The 18,629-nt window shown below is 68.5% G+C and carries 23 protein-coding genes; 7 read left to right on the top strand and 16 right to left on the bottom strand.

Features of this window, described 5'->3' with window-relative positions; all coding sequences use genetic code 11:
- Positions 1–357: 357 nt before the first annotated feature.
- Entirely contained in the window at positions 358–1,479 is a 1,122-nt protein-coding gene (gene serC / locus ACSVDM_RS26645; RefSeq protein ID WP_067492426.1) for a phosphoserine transaminase, read from the bottom strand.
- A 292-nt stretch (positions 1,480–1,771) separates the two neighbouring features.
- Here serC and ACSVDM_RS26640 point away from each other — a divergent pair, with 292 nt between their 5' ends.
- Positions 1,772–2,407 carry a hypothetical protein gene (locus ACSVDM_RS26640; protein ID WP_439268569.1) on the top strand — a complete coding sequence of 212 codons (636 nt, stop codon included), beginning with the start codon at positions 1,772–1,774 and terminating at the stop codon, positions 2,405–2,407.
- A gap of 366 nt (positions 2,408–2,773) precedes the next feature.
- On the opposite strand, the gene ACSVDM_RS26635 is transcribed toward ACSVDM_RS26640, so the two are convergent.
- Positions 2,774–3,895, bottom strand: coding sequence for a citrate synthase 2 (locus ACSVDM_RS26635; protein WP_067492434.1), 1,122 nt, complete (start codon positions 3,893–3,895; stop codon positions 2,774–2,776).
- 181 nt (positions 3,896–4,076) lie between these two features.
- Between ACSVDM_RS26635 and pdxH the strand changes: the two genes are divergently transcribed.
- The 4 genes from pdxH (at position 4,077) to ACSVDM_RS26615 (ending at position 8,089) form a co-directional block, all read left to right on the top strand.
- A complete protein-coding gene (gene pdxH / locus ACSVDM_RS26630) occupies positions 4,077–4,733 on the top strand; it encodes a pyridoxamine 5'-phosphate oxidase (protein ID WP_439268596.1) in 657 nt (218 codons plus the stop codon).
- Positions 4,734–4,797: 64 nt separating this feature from the next.
- On the top strand, positions 4,798–6,081 hold the full coding sequence (locus ACSVDM_RS26625; protein WP_174550340.1) for an MFS transporter: 1,284 nt from the start codon (positions 4,798–4,800) through the stop codon (positions 6,079–6,081).
- A gap of 294 nt (positions 6,082–6,375) precedes the next feature.
- Positions 6,376–7,689, top strand: coding sequence for a citrate synthase (locus ACSVDM_RS26620; RefSeq protein ID WP_225281769.1), 1,314 nt, complete (start codon positions 6,376–6,378; stop codon positions 7,687–7,689).
- Positions 7,690–7,729: 40 nt separating this feature from the next.
- On the top strand, positions 7,730–8,089 hold the full coding sequence (locus tag ACSVDM_RS26615) for an FKBP-type peptidyl-prolyl cis-trans isomerase (RefSeq protein WP_067492438.1): 360 nt from the start codon (positions 7,730–7,732) through the stop codon (positions 8,087–8,089).
- A gap of 54 nt (positions 8,090–8,143) precedes the next feature.
- Here ACSVDM_RS26615 and ACSVDM_RS26610 read toward each other — a convergent pair whose 3' ends face one another.
- Positions 8,144–8,620: a hypothetical protein gene (locus ACSVDM_RS26610; protein WP_439268568.1), complete on the bottom strand. Its 477-nt coding sequence runs from the start codon at positions 8,618–8,620 to the stop codon at positions 8,144–8,146.
- Between the two features lie 284 nt (positions 8,621–8,904).
- Here ACSVDM_RS26610 and ACSVDM_RS26605 point away from each other — a divergent pair, with 284 nt between their 5' ends.
- Positions 8,905–9,528: a hypothetical protein gene (locus ACSVDM_RS26605; protein ID WP_439268567.1), complete on the top strand. Its 624-nt coding sequence runs from the start codon at positions 8,905–8,907 to the stop codon at positions 9,526–9,528.
- Positions 9,529–9,577: 49 nt separating this feature from the next.
- Here ACSVDM_RS26605 and ACSVDM_RS26600 read toward each other — a convergent pair whose 3' ends face one another.
- Both ACSVDM_RS26600 and ACSVDM_RS26595 read right to left on the bottom strand, forming a co-directional pair.
- On the bottom strand, positions 9,578–10,159 hold the full coding sequence (locus ACSVDM_RS26600) for a Uma2 family endonuclease (protein WP_439268566.1): 582 nt from the start codon (positions 10,157–10,159) through the stop codon (positions 9,578–9,580).
- A gap of 35 nt (positions 10,160–10,194) precedes the next feature.
- The gene (locus ACSVDM_RS26595; protein WP_439268565.1) at positions 10,195–11,355 is read right to left on the bottom strand and encodes a hypothetical protein; all 1,161 of its coding nucleotides are present in this window, start codon (positions 11,353–11,355) and stop codon (positions 10,195–10,197) included.
- A 239-nt stretch (positions 11,356–11,594) separates the two neighbouring features.
- Here ACSVDM_RS26595 and ACSVDM_RS26590 point away from each other — a divergent pair, with 239 nt between their 5' ends.
- Positions 11,595–12,248, top strand: coding sequence for a hypothetical protein (locus ACSVDM_RS26590; protein WP_439268564.1), 654 nt, complete (start codon positions 11,595–11,597; stop codon positions 12,246–12,248).
- Between the two features lie 73 nt (positions 12,249–12,321).
- Here ACSVDM_RS26590 and ACSVDM_RS26585 read toward each other — a convergent pair whose 3' ends face one another.
- The 11 genes from ACSVDM_RS26585 to ACSVDM_RS26535 form a co-directional block, all read right to left on the bottom strand.
- Entirely contained in the window at positions 12,322–12,897 is a 576-nt protein-coding gene (locus ACSVDM_RS26585; RefSeq protein WP_439268563.1) for an alkaline shock response membrane anchor protein AmaP, read from the bottom strand.
- Positions 12,894–13,430: a DUF6286 domain-containing protein gene (locus ACSVDM_RS26580; RefSeq protein ID WP_439268562.1), complete on the bottom strand. Its 537-nt coding sequence runs from the start codon at positions 13,428–13,430 to the stop codon at positions 12,894–12,896. Before ACSVDM_RS26580 ends, ACSVDM_RS26585 begins: the two co-directional genes overlap by 4 nt.
- Positions 13,427–13,780: an Asp23/Gls24 family envelope stress response protein gene (locus tag ACSVDM_RS26575; protein ID WP_439268561.1), complete on the bottom strand. Its 354-nt coding sequence runs from the start codon at positions 13,778–13,780 to the stop codon at positions 13,427–13,429. The genes ACSVDM_RS26580 and ACSVDM_RS26575 overlap by 4 nt, the downstream gene beginning before the upstream one ends.
- A complete protein-coding gene (locus ACSVDM_RS26570; RefSeq protein WP_067492453.1) occupies positions 13,777–13,965 on the bottom strand; it encodes a hypothetical protein in 189 nt (62 codons plus the stop codon). Before ACSVDM_RS26570 ends, ACSVDM_RS26575 begins: the two co-directional genes overlap by 4 nt.
- A 1-nt stretch (position 13,966) precedes the next feature.
- Positions 13,967–14,437 (bottom strand): Asp23/Gls24 family envelope stress response protein, encoded by a 471-nt coding sequence (locus ACSVDM_RS26565; protein WP_439268560.1) that lies wholly within the window; start codon positions 14,435–14,437, stop codon positions 13,967–13,969.
- A 73-nt stretch (positions 14,438–14,510) separates the two neighbouring features.
- Positions 14,511–14,846, bottom strand: coding sequence for a hypothetical protein (locus ACSVDM_RS26560; protein WP_439268559.1), 336 nt, complete (start codon positions 14,844–14,846; stop codon positions 14,511–14,513).
- Positions 14,843–15,211, bottom strand: a complete 369-nt coding sequence (locus ACSVDM_RS26555) for an Asp23/Gls24 family envelope stress response protein (protein ID WP_439268595.1) — start codon at positions 15,209–15,211, stop codon at positions 14,843–14,845. The genes ACSVDM_RS26560 and ACSVDM_RS26555 overlap by 4 nt, the downstream gene beginning before the upstream one ends.
- A 5-nt stretch (positions 15,212–15,216) precedes the next feature.
- Positions 15,217–15,789 (bottom strand): Asp23/Gls24 family envelope stress response protein, encoded by a 573-nt coding sequence (locus ACSVDM_RS26550; protein ID WP_439268558.1) that lies wholly within the window; start codon positions 15,787–15,789, stop codon positions 15,217–15,219.
- Positions 15,780–16,343 carry an RNA polymerase sigma factor gene (locus ACSVDM_RS26545; protein WP_067640979.1) on the bottom strand — a complete coding sequence of 188 codons (564 nt, stop codon included), beginning with the start codon at positions 16,341–16,343 and terminating at the stop codon, positions 15,780–15,782. Before ACSVDM_RS26545 ends, ACSVDM_RS26550 begins: the two co-directional genes overlap by 10 nt.
- A gap of 119 nt (positions 16,344–16,462) precedes the next feature.
- Positions 16,463–17,785: a sensor histidine kinase gene (locus ACSVDM_RS26540; RefSeq protein WP_439268557.1), complete on the bottom strand. Its 1,323-nt coding sequence runs from the start codon at positions 17,783–17,785 to the stop codon at positions 16,463–16,465.
- 41 nt (positions 17,786–17,826) lie between these two features.
- Positions 17,827–18,531: a response regulator transcription factor gene (locus ACSVDM_RS26535; protein ID WP_439268556.1), complete on the bottom strand. Its 705-nt coding sequence runs from the start codon at positions 18,529–18,531 to the stop codon at positions 17,827–17,829.
- Positions 18,532–18,629: the final 98 nt, after the last annotated feature.

Raw genomic sequence — 18,629 nt, 5'->3', positions numbered from 1 at the left:
TGTTAGGACACCGCCCACTTTCCTAGACAGTAGTGCACATTACTTGGCCGCGGCAGCAGACACGCACGCCCAAATCGCGCACGCGGGCACCCCGGACGGCTAATCTGATCAGCTCCCCGCGCGAATCCTGGTCGTGTACAGGCGTTTTGGTGATAGATCAACGGCTCGGCGCCGGATGGAATGTCGCGAAGAATGCGAACTTTGCGAAGCGTGTCAACGCTGGCGAATAGCTGAATGGGGTTTGCGCCGACCGGGAGTTGCGGGTGCGATTTTTGCGACGAAGGAACAAAAATCGTGCCCGCAACTCCCGGTCTTACAGGGCGCAAACCCCCGCGGCGCCGCAGACGCCGCAAAAAATTACAGCTGACCGACGACCCAGTCGATCGAACGGGTCAGCTGGGAGACATCTTCCGGGTCGATCGCCGGGAACATGCCCACACGCAGCTGGTTGCGGCCCAGCTTGCGGTACGGCTCGGTGTCGACGATGCCGTTGGCCCGCAGGATCTTCGCCACCTGGGCGGCGTCGACCGAATCGTCGAAGTCGATGGTGCCGACCACCTGCGAACGGTGCGCCGGGTCGGTGACGTACGGGGTGGCGAAGGAGCTCTGCTCGGCCCAGGTGTAGAGGCGCGAGGACGAGTCGAGGGTGCGCTTCACGGTCCAGTCCAGGCCGCCGTTGGTGTTCATCCACTCGATCTGGTCGGCGAACAGCAGCAGGGTGGCGATGGCCGGGGTGTTGTAGGTCTGGTCCTTGGTGCTGTTGTCGATGGCGACGGGCAGCGAGAGGAACTCCGGGGTCCAGCGACCCGAGGCCTTGATCTCCTCCACGCGGGCCAGCGCGGCCGGGCTCATGATCGCGACCCACAGGCCACCGTCGGCGGCGAAGCACTTCTGCGGGGCGAAGTAGTAGACGTCGGAGTCGGCGATGTTCACCGGCAGACCGCCCGCGCCGGAGGTGGCGTCGATGGCGATCAGCGCGTTCTCCGAACCGGCCGGGCGCGACACCGGGATGGACACACCGGTCGAGGTCTCGTTGTGGGCCCAGCCGATGAGGTCGACGCTGGGGTCCGACACGGGCTCGGGCGCGCTGCCCGGCTCCGACGACACCACGATCGGGTCACCGATGAACGGGTTGCCCTTGGCGACGGAGGCGAACTTCGAGGAGAACTCGCCGTTGGTCAGGTGCAGCGAACGCTCGCGGATCAGGCCGAAGGCGGCCGCGTCCCAGAACGCGGTGGTGCCACCGTTACCGAGCACCACCTCGTAGCCCTCGGGCAGCGAGAACAGCTCGCGCAGGCCGTTGCGCACCCGCGCCACCACGTCCTTGACCGGCTTCTGGCGATGCGAGGTGCCGAAGACCGAGGCGCCGACAGTCACCAGCGACTGCAGCTGCTCCGGGCGGACCTTGGACGGGCCACAGCCGAACCGTCCGTCGGCGGGCTTGAGGTCGGCGGGAATTGTCGGGAACGCACTGGTCATGCGGGGGAGTTTAGTGGTGGGCGGATGACGGTGGTCGCGGTGGGTGCGGGTCTGTGAGCCGCCCCACGTCGGACCGGCGATCCCGCACCTGCGGCGGTTGCGGCCCGCGCTTCGCCGCCGATCGACCGGGCGCGATCCGCGCCGTGCCTTGCCCGCTGTGTGCGCGGACCATGGGTCTCGGTGACGCCCCGAGCCGAGGCGGTGCCGCTTGGCGTTGATGCCGGATGCGCGGCCGGTGCCTTGTGCGGGGAATTTGCCCTGGCGCCAACGTAGTTGGCAGTACTCTTCCGCTATGACTCTGCTCGCGGTCGATTCGGGACGGAACCTGCTCGACCGGTGGCTGTGGGTTTTCGGGCGGCGGCCGGGCTTGCTGTCGGAGGGGGCACGCCGGGAACTGCTGCTCAGGGGGCTGCCGGCGAGTGCCACCGTGCTGTCGGTGTGGTCGCGCCGGGGCGAGGGTGGCTACCGGTTCAGTGTGCGGGTCCAATTGCCCGACGAGCTGCCCTACGACGTGCGCGTACGGCAACGGATCCGTAGCCAGGACCTGGAATGGATGCGCCCCGGCGACACCATCGGCTGTCGCGTCGACCCCGGCGACCCCGACCGCGTCGTCCTGTACCTCCCCGAACAAACGAAATCCACCCCCGGCTCCACCGCCAAGATCCTCGCCAACGGCCGCCGCGCCGAAGCCACCGTCCTCGCGGTAGCCCCCATAGCCACCGACTACACCGCCCGCGAAGACCCGGTCCTACGCCTCGACCTGGAACTCCGAGCCCGGGACGAACCGACCCCCTGGCGAGTCCGCCTCATCCAACCCGTCCCCTTGACCGCCGTCGGCCAAATAGAACTGGGCACCCGCCTGGAAGCCGCCTTCTTCACCGTCGACCGAGGAAAGTCCGTAGCCCTCGACTTCACCTCCCTGAGCTGACCGTCGTCATCCGCGTTTATAGTCGCGCACAGCGCAATTGAGCTTGCACGCGGAGAGCACCACGTTCACTGTGGGCGGCGCTCGCTTTGTCGGTGATCCAGTATTTCCGTTCCCTTTGGTCGCCGCCCCTATGAGGAGCGATTTTCACGTACCGCCGCGAAGATTGGTTCGGTTTCTCGCAGCGAACGCGCCTCATCGTGTGTGGGGGTGCTTCACAGTGCGGACTTCTAGAAGTCCTTGCGAACCGGAGAAGTCCTTGGGGTTCACCGTCGCTGATGCCGGGTGTGCAATCAGATCCGCTACGGGTGTTCAGCGAATAGAAAACCGGGCACCGATGAGTCGGTGCCCGGTCGGGGGAGTGGGGGGTCAGTCGGCGATGGCGGACCAGCCGGCGACTTCCTCCGGCTTGCGGGGGCCCGGGCCGGTGTAGATGGCGGCGGGGCGGACGAGTTTGCCGAGCTGCTTCTGTTCGAGGATGTGGGCGCACCAGCCTGCGGTGCGGCCGCAGGTGAACATGGCGGGCATCATGTGGGCGGGGACCTCGGCGAAGTCGAGGATGACCGCGGCCCAGAATTCGACGTTGGTTTCGATGGCGCGGTCGGGGCGGCGTTCGCGCAGTTCGGCGAGGGCGGCCTGTTCGAGGGCGGCGGCTACTTCGTAGCGGGGGGCGGCCAGGCGCTTCGCGGTGGCGCGCAGCACGCGGGCGCGGGGATCCTCGGCGCGGTAGACGCGGTGGCCGAAGCCCATCAGCTTCTCTTTGCGGTCGAGGATGCCCTTCACCAGAGCCCGTGCGTCACCGGTCTTTTCGACTTCCTCGATCATCGGGAGCACGCGGGCGGGCGCACCGCCGTGCAGCGGGCCCGACATGGCGCCGATCGCGCCCGACAGCGACGCCGCCACATCGGCGCCGGTGGAGGCGATCACGCGGGCGGTGAAGGTGGAGGCGTTCATGCCGTGCTCGGCGGCCGACACCCAGTAGGCGTCGATGGCCTCGGTGTGGCGCGGGTCCGGGTCACCCTTCCAGCGGGTCATGAACCGCTCGGTGACGGTGGAACACTCGTCGATCTTGCGCTGCGGTACCGCGGGCTGGTAGATGCCGCGCGCGGACTGCGCCACATACGACAGCGCCATCACCGAGGCGCGCGCGAGGTTCTCGCGGGCGGTCTCGTCGTCGATGTCGAGCAGCGGCTCGTAACCCCAGATCGGGGCGAGCATGGCCAGGCCTGCCTGCACGTCGACGCGCACGTCGCCGGTGTGCACGGGCAGCGGGAACGGTTCGGCGGGCGGCAGGCCGCGGCCGAACTGCCCGTCGACGAGCAGCGCCCACACGTCACCGAAAGTCACCCGGTTGGCGACCAGATCCTCGATGTCGACGCCGCGATACCGTAGGGCGCCACCGTCCTTGTCGGGCTCGGCGATGTCGGTGGTGAAGGCCACCACGCCTTCCAATCCGCTGACGAAATCCTGTGGTACCGAGCTCGCGGTCATGGTGACTCTCCTTGCAGGGGCAGGCCGATCTTTCGCAACGATAGACCCGCTGGTACTGCGGAGTAACGTCGCCCCTATGCGTGAACTCGACCCGTCCTCGGCGGCCGCGACCGAGCCCGCCGCGCAGCCTTCCGTAACCCTGTCCGACGCCGCGATTTCCGGCGCTGTCGACCTGAGCACGATGCGTGTCGACTACGGCGATCCGCGGGCGGTGCGCACCACCGAACCCGATCTGGACGAGTCGTGGGTGGCCGGTGGCTGGGAGCCGCTGCTGCGCCGCTGGATCGAACAGGCGGGCACCCTCGGGGTGGCCGAACCGAACGCGATGGTGCTGGCCACCGTCTCGCTCGCCGGACCGGCGCCACGGCCGGTAGCGCGCACGGTGCTGTGTAAAGGCCTCTCGCCCGAAGGTGTCGCCTTCTATACGAACTACGACTCGGCCAAGGGCAATCAGCTCGCCGCCGACCCGTACGCGGCCGCCACCTTCGTCTGGCCGTCGCTGGCCAGGCAGGTGCACGTGCGCGGCGTGACCGAACGTGTCGCACCCGAGGTCACCGAGGCGTACTGGCAGACCCGGCCGCGCGAATCCCGGCTCGGCGCCTGGGCCTCGCAGCAGTCGCGGCCCGCGGCCACCCGCGCCGACCTCGATCGCGCCCTGGCCGAGACCACCGCCCGGTTCGCCGATGTCGACGACATCCCGGTCCCACCGCACTGGGGTGGTTACCTGCTGCGACCAGACGAGGTGGAGTTCTGGCAGGGCAGGCACGGACGGCTGCACAACCGGATCGTCGTCCGCATCGACGGCGAACAGACGACGGTTCTGCGCCTGCAACCCTGACGGTGGGATATCTCACCGAGCGCAAACATGGGACGTTTCAGCGCAACTGGCTAATCTCCGGCGCGTGAAACTGCTCGCCGATACCCGGCCCCTGCGTAATCGCGACTATCGCAGGCTGTGGACGACCAACATCGTCACCGTCATCGGCGCGCAGCTGTCGGTAGTCGCGGTGCCGCAGCAGATCTTTCAGATCACCGGCAGCTCCGGGTACGTGGGCCTGGCCGGACTGTTCGGCCTGATTCCGCTGGTGGTGTTCGGGCTGTGGGGCGGCGCGCTGGCCGACGTGATGGACCGGCGCACCCTGCTCGTCATCACCACCGCGGGCACCGGGGCGACGGCCGTCGCGTTCTGGGTGCAGGCCGCGCTCGGCCTGAACAACGTGTGGCTCGTGCTCGGGTTGTTCGCCACCCAGCAGGCGTTCTTCGCGGTCAACCAGCCGACCCGCAGCGCCCTGATCGCCCGGTTGCTGCCGCCCGAGCAGATCGCCGCCGCCAGTTCGCTGAGCATGACGGTGCAGAACGTCGGCATGATCGCCGGACCGGTCCTCGCCGGTGTGCTGATCCCCGTGCTCGGTCTGCCGACGCTGTACCTGCTCGACGCGATCGCGCTGCTCGCCACCCTGTGGGCGGTGTGCCGCCTGCCCGCCTTCCCGCCGAGCGGTGAGCAGCGCCGGGCCGGTCTGCGCGCCGTCATCGACGGCTTCCGCTACCTCACCGGCCAGCGGATCCTGCTCGCCTCCTTCGTCGTCGACATCATCGCCATGGTGTTCGGCATGCCGCGCGCGCTGTTCCCGCAGATCGCGCACGAGACCTTCCACGATCCGGCCGAGGGCGGGGTGGCGCTCGGTCTGTTGTTCGCGGCGATCTCGGCGGGCGCGGTGCTGGGCGGGGTGTTCTCCGGCTGGGTGCCAAGGGTGCGCAGACAAGGGCTGGCGGTGATCGTGTGCATCGCGATCTGGGGCGTGGCGATGGTCGGTTTCGGCCTCGCGGTCGGCCTGGCCGGGCACCTGTTCGGGCTGGGGGTGTGGTTGTGGATCGCGCTGGCGTTTCTGGCGCTCGGCGGTGCGGTCGACATGGTGTCGGCGGCGTTCCGGACGGCGATGTTGCTCAACGTGTCGACCGACGAGATGCGCGGTCGGCTGCAGGGGGTGTTCATCGTGGTTGTCGCCGGTGGACCACGGGTCGGTGATGTTGCCCACGGTTTTGCCGCCGCGAGCCTGGGTACTGCTGTTGCCGCCGCGGGTGGTGGCGTCCTCGTGGTGATCGGGGTACTTCTCGCCGCCCTGGCCTTCCCCGCTTTCGTTCGCTACCGCGTGGCTCGCGCGCACGCCGAGGTTGTCGCCGAATAAGTTGGGGGACAAGGAAATACATGGTCGACGCGGGTGGTGGGCGAGTTCGGGCCGTGACCACCGGTTCCGGCCTCGCCGTGCGCCGTGTGAACCCGGATCCGCGCAGGTGGAGCACCTCACCACGGATTCGCCCCGGTGTGAGCACAGCCCAGGCCAACCCTGATTGCTCATCCACGGCCGACAAGAGTTAGCGTTACACCAAGCGCGCCGTCTGCCGACCGCAAACGGCGCACGGTTCGGCGCCGGGTTTCAGGGCTCGGCGAGAATCTCAACTAGCCTGAGAGGGATCCTTCCGTGCCCGCTGAGAACATCACCAACGTCGCCGATGACGCCAAGGCGGTACTGCAGTACCCCGGTGGCGAGTTCCCGATCTCGGTCACCAAGGCCGCGGAGGGTAACGACGGGCTCGACTTGGGCAAGCTGCTGGCCAGCACCGGTTACGTCACCTACGACCCCGGTTTCATGAACACCGCGTCGACCAAGTCGGCCATCACCTACATCGACGGCGAAGCGGGCATCCTGCGCTACCGCGGCTACCCGATCGACCAGCTCGCGGGCCGCTCGACCTTCATCGAGGTCAGCTACCTGCTCATCTACGGCGAGCTGCCGACCCAGGCCCAGCTCGACGACTTCACCGATCGCATCCGCCGCCACACCCTGCTGCACGAGGACCTGAAGCGGTTCTTCGACGGCTTCCCGCGCAACGCGCACCCCATGCCGGTGCTGTCGTCCGCGGTGAACGCGCTGTCGGCGTACTACCAGGACTCCCTCGACCCGCGCGATCCCGAGCAGGTCGAGCTGTCGACCATCCGCCTGCTGGCGAAGCTGCCGACCATCGCGGCGTACTCGTACAAGAAGTCGGTCGGTCAGCCGTTCCTCTACCCCGACAACTCGCTGTCGCTGGTCGAGAACTTCCTGCGGATGACCTTCGGCTTCCCGGCCGAGCCCTACGAGGTCGACCCCGAGGTCGCGGCCGCGCTCGACATGCTGCTGATCCTGCACGCCGACCACGAGCAGAACTGCTCCACCTCCACGGTGCGCCTCGTCGGCTCCTCCGACGCCAACCTGTTCACCTCGGTGTCCGGTGGCATCAACGCGCTCTGGGGCCCGCTGCACGGCGGCGCCAACCAGGCCGTGCTCGAGATGCTCGACGAGATCAAGGCCAACGGCGGCGACGTCAAGGAATTCATCCGCAAGGTCAAGAACAAGGAAGACGGCGTGAAGCTCATGGGCTTCGGGCACCGCGTCTACCGCAACTACGACCCGCGCGCCACCCTGGTCAAGCAGGCCGCCGACAAGATCCTGTCGAAGATCGGCGGCGACGACCAGCTGCTCGACATCGCCAAGCAGCTCGAAGAGGCCGCCCTCACCGACGACTACTTCGTCTCGCGTCGCCTGTACCCGAACGTCGACTTCTACACCGGCGTCATCTACCGCGCGATGGGCTTCCCGACCCGTATGTTCACCGTGTTGTTCGCGATGGGCCGGCTGCCCGGCTGGATCGCGCACTGGCGGGAAATGCACTCCGAGCCGCTCAAGATCGGCCGCCCGCGCCAGATCTACACCGGCTACGGTGAGCGTGACTACCGCGCTATCGACAACCGCTAGTCATCTGGACAACGCACACTATCGAAGGGGATAGCCCGCAATGACCAAGCCGGAAATCGAATTCCAGGAGGGCCCGCCGCCCTCTCAGCTCGTCATCAAGGACATCATCGAAGGCGAAGGCGCCGAAGCTGTGCCCGGCGGCACCGTGGAGGTCCACTACGTCGGCGTCGAGTTCGAGACCGGCGAGCAGTTCGATTCCTCCTGGGACCGTGGTGAATCCATCACCTTCCCGCTGCGCGGCCTGATCCAGGGCTGGCAGGACGGTATCCCGGGGATGAAGGTCGGCGGCCGTCGCCAGCTGACCATCCCGCCGGAGCTGGCCTACGGTCCGGTCGGTGCGGGTCACCACCTGTCGGGCAAGACCCTGGTCTTCGTGATCGACCTGCTCGACGCCAACTGAGCTGAGTCACCGACGGCCCGTGTTTCCCTCAGGGAGACACGGGCCGTCGACGTTTCACATGGGATCGGCTTGGGCGCACAACCACCGGACGCCGACTTTGCGCATGGCTAGGGCGAAGGTGGTCTTCTGCGGCATACCCACCGGGTCGGTGAAGGACGTGCGGTGGGTGGTGAGGAAGACAACGATGACGTACTCGTCTCCGGCGCCGGACCTCACCAGGCACTCCGGTTCGCCGACGACCGCCGAGGTCGATCCGAGCGGTTCCATCATCTGGCGCAACGAGTCCGTGCTCGTGGCGAAGTCGTCATGCATTGTGCCGGTGGTTCCGGCCTTCATACTGTCGAAATAGGGCCCGAGATCGCTGTAATGGTAGGTGGCCATCGCGTGCGCGAAGTCGCAGGCCGCCAGGCGCGCGGCTTCGTGCGGGGTGAGCACGGGTTCGCCGGGCAGGGCGGTGGGCGTCACCGGGTCGCGTTGCAGGGTGACAGCGCCCGCCGTGCCGCCGATGACCAGTGCCAGGCCGAGCAACACTCCGAAGACTATCCAGCCGGCGTGCGAGCGGGTCGCCGGTTGTGGCGCGACAGTGTCTGTACCAGAGCCGGTTTCGATCATCGTGCCCCCCTTCCCGCGCGTCAGCTTACGGGCTGCGGCGACCCGTGGCGCGGCGCGGTCGGGCACCGGGGTAATGTGCGGCGAGTGTGACCGGAGCCATAGCTCCCGTGTGTCTCGTTTCCAATGCGTTGTCCATGACAGTGACTTGTTCGATTCGCCCGGGGCCCGGCTGCCCGGGTGATTCGGGAGGGAGATTCTCGATCATGTTCCACCACAAGGTTGTCCGTCACGCGCTGGCCGCCGTGCTGCCCGTCGCCGTCGCGGTGAGCGTGGTCGGTGCCGGGACGGCTTCGGCCGAATCCGATCAGGTGCGCTTCGCGCAGGGGCTGGCCAGCACCGGCGAAGGGTTCAGCACGACTGTCGCCCCGGATCTGCGCACCGTGTCGGCCTCGCTGTCCGACGGTCGTTTCGTGCTCGGCCCGCAGGGTGTCGTCGTCGAATCGGCCGCGGGCGAGCAGACCGGGCAGATCCCCACCTCGTTCACCACGGCGGGCGGAAACCTCATCTCCCTCGCCACCGAGATCGCCGCCGACGGTCACAGCCTCACGGTGACCCCGCAGCCCACCCCCGCCGCGACGGCCGAACTGCGCACCATCGCCACCAACCCCGCCGCCCAGTTCCCCGACCCGGTCCAGAACGCCGCAGCCATCGGCGCGGGCATCGGCCTCATCGCCGCCGCCGTCGTCTGCATCCCGATGATCACCACGATGATCCTCTACCTGCCCTGCGTCGGCCTCGTCGGCCTCCCCAACGCCCTGGTCGGTGCCCTGATCGGCGCCATCGTCGGCGTTGCGGCACCGGATGTGATCCCCCAGGTCCTGCCCTGAGCGTGAAAAATCCTGCGGTCCGGTCGACTTCGACCGGCCCGCAAGGTTTTCAGCGCGTCAGTTCCTCGAACGATATGTCCCCGACGATCACGTGCTCGAGCCGAAGCAGCCCGTTCCGATGGATCTGATGTAGCCGATACTCACGGGCGTGGGCGTCGAGCCGGAATTCGAGTACCTCGGCGATCCCGAATTTCGTATCGAGCATGACGACCAGGTAGAGCGGAATGCCGACTCGCGCGTACTGTGCCTTCTTGTCGAGGAGGTCCTCGGCGGCTGTCGACGGCGAGGACACCTCGACGACGATCAGCGCATCGCCCGCCTCCGGTTTGTCTCCTGGTTGCTCCAGGCACCGGTAGACCGTCACATCCGGTCGGCGGAAGGTGAATTTCGGGACCCGCCAGAGCACCAGATCGATGTCGGTCTCCACGCGAATGCACGGTTCGGTGCTCGGCAGGTCTTCCATGGCACCTGCCAGGCGGCGGGCGACGCGGTTGTGTTCGGGCGTCGGTGATTCGCAGAGAATGACGTGTCCGTGCACCACCTCGATCTCCCGCGAGATGTCCTCCGGAAGCTGACGGTACTGCTCTTCCGTCATCTGGTGGGGTAGCGAGTCCACGGCCTGGATCGTCATAGGCAGAGCTTACCGACTGGTGTGGTATCGGGCAGCTACTCGTGGACGACCTCGACAGGGTCGGTGAGGGCGAGGGCCAAGGCGGATTGTTGCGATTGGCCGCGTGGGGGGAGGGCTTCGAGGGCCTTGGCGGTTTGGGTGTTGAGGTTGCCGACGATGTTCTGCAGGGCGCCTACGCCGCCGGTGAGTTGTTCGATGGCCGAGACCAGTTGGGCGCCGCCCTGTTCGGCGAGGGTTGGGAGGTCTTTGGCGAGGGCGGCGCCCTGGGTGAGCTGGTCGCGGGCGCTGTTGAGGCGGGCGACGACCGTGCGCAGGAGCGTGCCGAGGTCGGTATTGGGATCTACTGCGGCGCCGGTCAATTCGCTCAGACCGGCCAACTGAGTGCCCGCCTGGTTCGAGACCGCTTGGAGCGCTTCGAGTTTGGTGATGATGCCGGCCAGCTGGGGGTCGGCGGCGAAGGGGAGTGCCTTCAGTGGCGGCAGGATCTGGTCGAGACCGGAGCCGAGGGCGGCCGCGCTGTTCTGCACGCCCGCGATGGTCACGCCGGTGGAGCTGAGAGCGTCGGCGAGCTGGGTGGCCTGCAGCGCCGCGCCGTCGACGGTCTGGTTCAGCAACTCGATCGCCGAAGTGAGCTGTCCCGCACCCTGTTTGGCGAAGTCGAGGAAGCCGAGCAACTGCTCAGCCCCACCGCTGAACTGGTCGGCCCCGTCGGCGGCCGCGTTCACGCCCGCGCTCAGGAGCTGGGCGGTGAACTGCACCGAGGTCATCTGATTGCGCGCCTGCGACACCGCCGCGAGCGCCGCATCCACGCCGGACGCGCCGATCCGATGAGTCACCACGTCGACCGCGCCGTTCACCGTGCCCTGGTCGGCGCCTTCGTGAGTGGTGACGGTGACCTTGGCGCGCTGCGGTGTCGGTGTGGCGAGGGTAGCCATGGCCGACGTGAGATCGGCGGGCAGCGTGATCACCGCGGCGTAGTCGCCGGGATCGACCTCGCCGGGCTTCGCGAGCGTCCACTCGTAGCCGCCCGCCTCCTGCACCGCCTTGGCGACCCGTTCACCGGTCGGCCCGGTGTCGGCGTTGACCAGTGCGATCCCGGTCGGCGCGGAATCCGTTGTGGCGCAAGCGGCGACGGTGGCACCGGTGAGCAGGACGGCGGTGAGCAGGCAGAGCAGGCGGGCGCGTGTGTGGATCACAGCCGCGACGGTATCGGGACAGTTCGGTGCGGGTCGTGGGGGTTGTCTGAGAGTTCGTTGAGGAACACTTGTTCCCACTCATCGGGACTGTTAACCCCCGAATGCTATGTGCTGTGTCACAGTTCCGGTTTCGCAGCTGTTCTGTTCGGTACAAATCTCGAGTCAATCGACATCGAGAATTTTTTCGATTCGTCCGGGGGTTCGGGGGTCACCGGAGGCATCGGGAGGGAGACATTTTCATGTTCCGTCACACCATCAGCCGTGCGGGTCGCCGCGCGTTCGTCGCCGCGCTGCCGCTGGCCGTCGCCACCTCGCTGGTCACCGCGGGCACCGCTGCCGCCGACGTGACCGAGCGTCAGGCGCAGATCGCCACGGGCCTGTCCAGCGTCGTGTCCGAGGGTGGTGTCGACTTCCGCAGCGCCGTCTCGCCCGACCTGCGCACCATCTCCGCGACCGTCGAGAACGGCCGCTTCGTGCTCACCCCCGACGCGCTGACCGTGGTCTCCGCCGAGGGCGTCACCGTCGGTGAGGTGCCGCTGAAGCTGAACACCGTCGACGGCAACGCCATCGCGGTCGCCTCCGTGATCTCGGCCGACGGCAAGAGCGTGTCGATGGCCCCCGCGCTGTCGGCCGACACCAGCACCGAGCTGAAGAACATCGCCACCGACCCGGCCGCCGCCAACCACGACCCGGTCCAGAACGGTGCCGCCGCGGGCGCGACGATCGGTGCGATCGCCGCCGCCATCCTGTGCGTTCCCGCCCTGGCCGCCTTCATCATCGGCTACGTCTTCTGCGCCATCCCCGGCGTGATCTCCACCGCCATCACCGGCGCGGTCATCGGCGCCGTCATCGGCCTGGTCATCCCGGAAGCCGTCCCCCAGGTCCTGCCCTGATGATCCGCACCCGCGGACGGTAGCCCTCGGCTCGACACACGAAAGCCCCGCACTGGCCGTGCGGGGCTTTCGGCTACCTGGTGCGCTTGGTTCTGCCGCGATCGGCGATCCGGAACTCGACGCTCACCGGAATCGCGCTGAGCTCCAAGGCCGTTCGCAACCGGGGAACGGCGTGACCGAGTATCTGTTTGCGCAATGCGGTCAGATCGGCGTCGGGGTCGGTATCGACCAGCAGATGCAGATCGGGTGCCAGCTTTGTGCCCGAGAGCCGGGCGGTAGCCGATCGGACCCCGTCGTAGGTCTCGATGTCGGCGGCAACCGGTTCGGCGGCGGCAGCGGAACCGAGGCGGGTGTACCCCTGCTCGGTGGAGTCTCCGAGCTGCCACACCGTCTGCTTGGGCAGGCGCGTGAATTGGGCGGCCAGCCACCGCAACGCGGCGAGCGCGAGGACGACGGCTCCCGCCACAGCGAGGAAGAAGACCCAGCGCGGTGGTTCCGCCGTTCCGGGTACCAGCGGTGAATCGCGCGAGATCCGGGCGAAGGCACCGAGGTGTGCCGCGATCAGCAGCCCGCCCGCCGTGGCGAGCGTGAGGCCGAGCAGCCCGAGCAGTCCGCGATTGAGCCGGGCGGGCCGGTTGACGACGGTCATCGCGTACCTCCTGGTCCGATCGTGCGCAGGCTGGTGCGCAGGCGGGGGACAACGGCCGGCCTGATCCGGTCCAGCCGGGCGGCCACGGCCGTGCCGAGGTTCTCAGCGGTCCGCTCGGCGGTGTGACGGGTGTGCCCCGCGATGTGGATCTTCTTGCGGCGCAACCGGACCCGCGCCTTCTCGACACCGTCGACGGCGCCCGCGGCATCAGCGAGCGCGTGCCGCAGGCTGCGGCGAGCGATCCCGGCCTCGAGATCGTCACCGGGTTCCAGCGCGAGCACCACCGGCTTGCCCGGTGTCACCGCGACCACGAGCAGCGCCGACCCCACCGCGGCGAGGACCGCACCCGCACCGAGCACCCACACGCTGTCCCACGACGTGTCGTGCAGTCGGGTGGCGAGGCTGTCGTAGGAAACCCATTCCTGTGACCCGGTGAGCCGCTGGATCAGCGACACCGCGACGAGCACGGCGGCGCCGAGCAGCGTCAGCGCGACGACGACGGCCGGGACGACCCGGCGGGGGCGACGCGTCATCGGACTCTCCTTTCCGGCGGTTCGGGAACCATGGCCGACACCTCGATGTCGACCCGTGGCACGGTCAGACCGGTGAGCGCCTCGGTCCTGGCGATGAGGTGCGCGCGGCACGCGTCGGTGACGCGCGCGACCGGCGACGGATAGCGGACCGGGAGCCGGACGTGCAGGGTGGCGCCGGTCCCGACGACCTCGGCGCGCACCCGCACATCCGGTTCGACCCCGGCCACCTCGGTCGCGGCCCGAGCGGCGATGCGCCGTACGACGCGCTCGTCGATCGTCGTCGCCCCTGGCAATTCGGTGGCCTCGGGACGCGCGGTGACGCCTGCGAGCCCGGTGGCGGCGCTGGTCACCGCCTGCTCCGATCCTGCGCCGACCGCAGCAGCCCGGACAGATCGACTTCACCGTCGAGCCAGCGCCCGATCAGCAGGCCGAGGCCACCGAAGATCAGCACCACGGCGAACGCGCCGAGCCCGCCGAAAGCGGCGGCGAACCCGAGGGACAGGCCCATGACGAGGCAGATCGTGGTGGCGTTCATGTCACTGCACCCGGTCGCGGGCCGGCTGCTGCTGGTCGTCGGACTCGTCTTCGATGTAGACGTCGTTGACGTTGATGTTGACCTCGACGACCTCGAGTCCGGTCATCTGCTCGATGGCCGTGATCACATTGCGGCGCACCGCGCGCGCCAATTCGGCGATGGCGACGCCGTATTCGACGACCAGTTCCAGGTCGACGGCGGCCTGCTTCTCGCCGACCTCGACCGAGACGCCCTGGCCGATGCTCGAGGAAGCGCCCGGAATGCGGTCGCGCAGTGCGCCGATCGCGCGGGCGGTGCCACCACCGAGGGCGTACACGCCGCGCACCTCACGTGCCGCGAGCCCGGCGATCTTCTGGACAACGGTATCGGCGATGGTCGTCGTGCCCTGGTCGGTCGCCAGCGCGCCCGTACCCTTGCCCGGTGCGCCGGTCTTCTCGACGGCCTTGCTGTTCTCGGTGCTCGTGCTGGTCATAGCTTCCTCCGATGGTGTTGTGCTCCAACATTTCTCGAACTGACACTGGTAGGACACCGTGGCCGGGGTTTCGTCACGGGCGGGGAACGTGATCTGGATCGCTCCCGCCGGCAACGGTTTCGGCGTGCAGGTCGACCACATGGATCCGCAACCCCGCGCCTGCCCACGGGGTTTCGTCGAGCAGCGGGCGAATCGCGGCTTCCAGCTTGTCGATCAGCGGACGCAGGGGCAAACTCGCGGCTACCACGCGCACCTGCACCGCCGTCTCATCGAGATCCACCGCCGAGCTGCCCGCGTTCCACGGCAACCAGCGGCTGTTCTCCAAGCCCATCGGGACAGCGGGATGTACCCCGTCGACGGCATCGATGGCCGCGACGATCCGGTCGATCAATTCGGTCTCACCGCTCACGATCGCCCCGGTTCGATATCGAGTACCCACACCGTCACCTCGTCGACCTCGGCACCGGTGTCTTCGGTGACCGCTCGCGCGACAGCCTGCTGCACCGCCCGGCCGACCTCGCCGACATGCGCCGACGCCGTCAGCGCCAGATCGACCTGGAGGCTGAGCAACCCGCCGGTGCGCCGCACCCGGACACCGGCCGAGGCGGCGGGTTCCTGTCCGATCCAGAGCTGGCGTCCGGTGCGGGCGAGCTGACCGACCAGGCCGAGTACACCGGGTTCGAGCCGGGCGACCCCGGACACCGCGGCCGCCGCCCGCGCGGCGACCGCGGCGATCACGGCGTCGCCGACGATCACTTCGGTTTCGGGGAGCATGCCGGTCACCGGTCCTCCTCGTAGATGTCGACAACGGTGAGGTCGAGCCTGCCCAGGTGCACGCCGACCCGTGCGGTGGCCGCGGCGCGCACCCGCTCGCGCACCAGCGAGACGACGTCCTCGATGCGCGGCACGCCGTGGCGCACGGCGATGGTCATGTCGACGGCGATCACCTGCTCGCCGTCCGCGCCGGGTTCGCTGCTCTGCACCCGGCAACCGCGGGCGCGCACGCCGTCGACGGTGTCGGCCGCGAACCGCAGCACAACGGCCACCGCCTGCTCGCTGACCTGGATGGCGCCGGGGTGAGGTGTGTCGAGTGTGAGGGTGCGGCCACGGCGCACATCGGCGCGCACGGCCGACATGATGCGCCCGAACAGGTCGGGTGGGGGTGGGTCGGGTTCCTCGATCAGCTCGCGGGTGGCCGTGCGCAGGGTCAGCAGGCTCTCCCTGGCCGCGGCGCACTGCGGGCACGTCGCCTCGTGGCTGCCGACGTCGTTGTCGTCGAGTCGTTCCCACACCTGTTCGAGACCGCGTCCGCACGGGAGCAGGTAGTCGTTGTCGTTGTGGGTCACCGCCATGGCTTCATCACCTCTGCCAGTTGGGCTCGGGCACGCGCGATCCGTCCGCGCACCGCAGTGCTGTTGGTGCCGACGATCTCGGCGATCTCGTCATAGGAACGGCCGTGCACTTCGCGCAGCAGCCAGCAGGCCCGCTGTTCGGGCGTGAGCAGTTGCAGCGCGTCGGTCAGCGCGGCCATCTGGCTGCTCACCTCGGTGGCGTGATCGGGTCGGGTGTCGGTGCGGGTCGACGCCGTGGTGTCGGGGTCGACCTCGGTGGAGGGGCGGCGCGCCCGGATGACGTTGAGGCACCGGTTGGTCGTCATCCGGTAGAGCCAGCTCGCGAACGCGGCGTCGTCCTGCAGGCGCGCGATCGTTCGCCAGGCCTTGAGGAACACCTCCTGGGTGACGTCCTCGGCCTCGGCGCGGTCGGCAAGCATCTTGGCGGCCAGCCGGAACATCGGTCCTTGATAGCGCAGCACCAGCTGCTCGTATGCGCGGACATCGCCGTCACGCGCCCGACCTGCCAGGGTCGCGTCGTCCAGCTCTGTCTCGGCCGCGGGTGACGTCGTCACACGCCCACCTCCTCCGCTGCTCCTGTGATGGACACCGACGCGCAGGACATCGTCACGGCGAATTATGAGTGATCGTCGTCTCTGTCCCGGTTCCCCGCGGTCGCGGGGGTGTCGCGATCTCAGACAGCGGGGCGGATCGGCAGGTCGAGGACCAGCCGTGCGCCGCCGAGGGAGCTGTTCTCGAAGTAGGCCCGGCCCCCGTGCAGCTGGGCCTGCTGGGCGACCAGAGCGAGGCCGAGGCCGGAGCCGATCTTCGTGGCGTTGGAACCACGGGCGAACCGCTCGAACACCCGGTCGCGTTCGGCGGCGGGAACGCCGGTGCCGTTGTCGTCGACCGCGATGACGACGCGGTCGACGCCCACGCGGTGAGCCGAGACGACGGCCTCGGTCGCGCCGCCGTGTCTCACCGAGTTGGTCAGCGCGTTGTCGACGGCCAGGCGCAGGCCCGCGGGCAGACCGCGGGTGATCAGTTCGGCGTCGGTATCGATGCGCACCGACAGGCCGGGGTTGTGCCGCATGGCGTCGTGCGCGGCCTGGTCGCACAGGTCGGCCACATCGGTGGCGACATGGTCGGCTTCGGCGGTGAGGTCACCACGGGCCAGCCGTTCCAGTGCCGAAAGCGTCGTCTCGACGCGGGTTTCGGTGCGCGCCAGATCGTCGAGGATCTCGCGGCGCTGGGCGTCGGTGAGATCGAGCGTGCGCAGTACCTCGAGGTCGGTGCGCATCGCGGTGAGGGGCGTGCGCAGTTCGTGGGCGGACACGGCGGCGAAATCGCGGGCGGTCTCCAGCGCGGCGGCGGTCTCGGCCTGGGCCTGATCGACGCGGGCGAGCATGGTGTTCACCGCCTCGGCGAGTTTCTCCGCCTCGTCCACACCGGAACCGTCGACCGGCTGGGCGGGGTGGTCGGGATCGGGGAAGGCGCTGCGCGCCGAGACCTGCCGGGTGAGTCGCACGATCGGGTCGACAGCCCGACCGGCGAGGAGCCAGCCGAGGGCAGCCGCCGCGGCGACCGCGATCGCGGCGCCCGCGAGTACCCAGCGCTGCTGATCGGCCGTCGCCTTCGCCGCCTCGGTGGTCGGAATGGCAAGCGACACAGTGCGACCCGCCGGCTGGTTCTCGGTGGTGGTGAGCACCCGGTAGGGCTGGTCGTTCACCTCGACGGTCTGCGAGCCGGGCGCGAGATCCGGCAGCTGGGTGGAGCTGGACGCGGTCACCTGGCCGTTGTCGCGCACGGTGAGCGCCATCGTGTTCTGCAGCCCGGTGAGATTCACGAAACCGGTGGCGAGCACCGGCTCGATCAGCACGATGCGCGAGGCGATTTCGAGTTGCTGATCCGTCTGGGTCACATTGTTGCGTTCGATCGCCTGAAAGCCGACGAACGCGGCAATGCTCACGATGATCACCGCACCCGCCGCCGCGGCCGCCGCGACCCGTGTTCGCAACGAAAACGATTGTCTGCGACGGACTTTCGGCGACCGCACGGTCATTTAGGTTCCCGCAACACGAAACCGACGCCGCGAATAGTGTGCAAAATCCTTGGCGTGTCATCTATTTCGAGTTTGCGCCGAAGGTATCCGACGAACACGTCGACCACATTCGTATCGGCTATGAAATCGTAGCCCCACACCAATTCCAGCAGCCGCTCACGCGTGAGCACCACACCCGCATTGCGCGCCAGGGTGGACAGCAATTCGAATTCCCTTTTGGTGAGCTCGATTTCCCGCCCGTGCAGCAGTGCGCGATAACCCGCGACATCCACCTGCAGCGGACCGACGGTGATCGCGCCGGGCGCGACCTGATCGGGAGTGTCGGTTCGCCTGCGCAGCAGGGCGCGGATGCGGGCGACCAGCTCGGCCAGCTCGAACGGTTTCACCAGGTAGTCGTCGGCACCCGACTCCAGCCCGGCGATCCGGTCGTCCACTGAAGCGCGGGCGCTGAGCACGCAGATCGGCACGTCGTTGCCCATGGCCCGCAGCGCCGTCACCACCCCGGCACCGTCGAGGACCGGCATGTTCATATCGAGCACCACCGCGTCGGGCGCGTGCTCGGACACCGCCCGCAACGCGGCGCCACCGTCGCGGGCGACGAGCACCTGGAACCCGGAGAGCCGCAGACCGCGCTCCACCGAGGCGAGCACGTCTTCGTCGTCGTCGACGACCAGCACAGTAGCGGCGGCACGTTCAGTCACGCTGTGACATTAGCGGCTGGCGCCGCGGTTCTCGGCGCTTGACTCCGCCTCTTCCCTCCCTCCGGGCACTCCTTCGTCGCACCCTCCGGTCAGTCCAG

This window comes from Nocardia sp. JW2 (assembly GCF_051843015.1).
Taxonomy (GTDB): domain Bacteria; phylum Actinomycetota; class Actinomycetes; order Mycobacteriales; family Mycobacteriaceae; genus Nocardia; species Nocardia coubleae.
This window is presented reverse-complemented; position numbering and strand designations above follow the sequence as displayed.